Origin of the sequence: Rhodococcoides kyotonense, from assembly GCF_900188125.1 — a bacterium.
GTDB classification, from domain to species: Bacteria; Actinomycetota; Actinomycetes; order Mycobacteriales; family Mycobacteriaceae; genus Rhodococcoides; species Rhodococcoides kyotonense.
Genome location: NZ_FZOW01000045.1, coordinates 1 through 1,334, shown reverse-complemented (window position 1 = coordinate 1,334; position 1,334 = coordinate 1). Strand labels below are relative to the sequence as shown.

General features: G+C 60.3%; 1 protein-coding gene. It reads right to left on the bottom strand.

Annotated features, from left to right (window positions below):
- Window positions 1-27 precede the first annotated feature (27 nt).
- Window positions 28-1,283 (bottom strand): IS3 family transposase gene (locus tag CHB96_RS29300; protein WP_089253013.1). Its coding sequence is split into 2 segments (ribosomal slippage): window positions 28-1,010 and window positions 1,010-1,283, totalling 1,257 coding nucleotides; the frame shifts between segments, so codons are not numbered across the junction.
- Between the last annotated feature and the right edge of the window lie 51 nt (window positions 1,284-1,334).

The window sequence follows — 1,334 nt, the reverse complement described above, 5'->3', positions numbered from 1 at the left end:
TGAACCGCCCCGGGTTTTCTGCCGCTCCTATGCTTGCGACATCTCCGGGTGGAGGGTCGATTCTTGACTGTAGTAGACCTGTTCGAACTCGTCCGGCGTGAGGTAGTCCAGGGTGCTGTGAAGCCGGCGTTGGTTGAACCAGTCGACCCAACCCATCGTGGCGTACTCGACATCGTCGATCGTCTTCAGCGGGCCGTTCAAGAAGGGACTGACCTTGGACACAGCTTCGGTTTTGAACAGCCCAATGGTGCTCTCCGCCAACGCATTATCGTAAGCGTCGCCAACGCTTCCGATGGATGCCGCGATGTCCTCGAGCACCAGTGTTTCCGTGAAGGCGATCGATGTGTACTGGCTGCCGGCGTCGCTGTGGTGAATCAGCCCTGACCCGACCCGATGTCCCCCATGGTCACGGCGCCATAGAGCCATCTTCAGCGCGGTGGTGACCATGGGGGTGTCTTTGACGGTCGATGCGTGCCAGCCGACGATGGCTCGGGAGAAACAGTCGATGACAAACGCGACGTAGACGAACCCGGCCCACGTTCTTGTATAAGTAAAATCTGTGACCCACTTGCGGTTTGGCGCCTCGGAAGTGAAATCGCGGTCGAGCAGATCAGGCGCTCGCGTCGAGTTCTTTCCGCCTGGGATCGTAGTGCGGTGCCGTTTGCCTCGGACCACACCGGACATGCCCTCATCCCTCATCAGGCGGTCTACCGTGCACCCTGCCGCGTAGTGCCCCTGTCTGCGCAGGTGACGCACCATCTTGCGGCGGCCGTAGAGTTCCTCCGGCTCTCCGGTCGTTGCAAGCAGGGCATCGGTGAGGTAGGCATCGGAGATCGTCCGAGCGGACGGTGGTGCGCTCTTCCAGTTGCGGTACGTGCGTGGGGCGACCTGCACTCCATGCTCGGTGAGCACTCTGCAGATCGACTCGACCCGGTAATTCTGTGCACGCATCTGATCGATGAACTGGACTACTTGCGGCGGCGAGGGTCGAGCTCCCTCGCGAAGAAAATCGATGCCGACTTCAGAATCTCGTTGGCTTCCTTGAGGTCTCGGTTCTCCCGTTCCAGTTCTTTGATGCGCTGCTGCTCGTCTGTCGTGGCACCAGGGACCTGTTGGGCGTCGATCTGGGCTTGGCGCGTCCAGAGCCGCAGTGACTCGGTTCCGACGCCGAGTTTCGGTGCGATGGCCTTGCAGGCTCCGTAGACGGAGTTGTACTCGTGGAGGTGGTCTAGGACCATCTTCACTGCTCGCTCACGTTGCTCGGGCGGGTAACGCTTCGACATGTGCTTCATCCTTCACAAAGGACGAAGCGGCATCAAACCCGAGACGGTTCA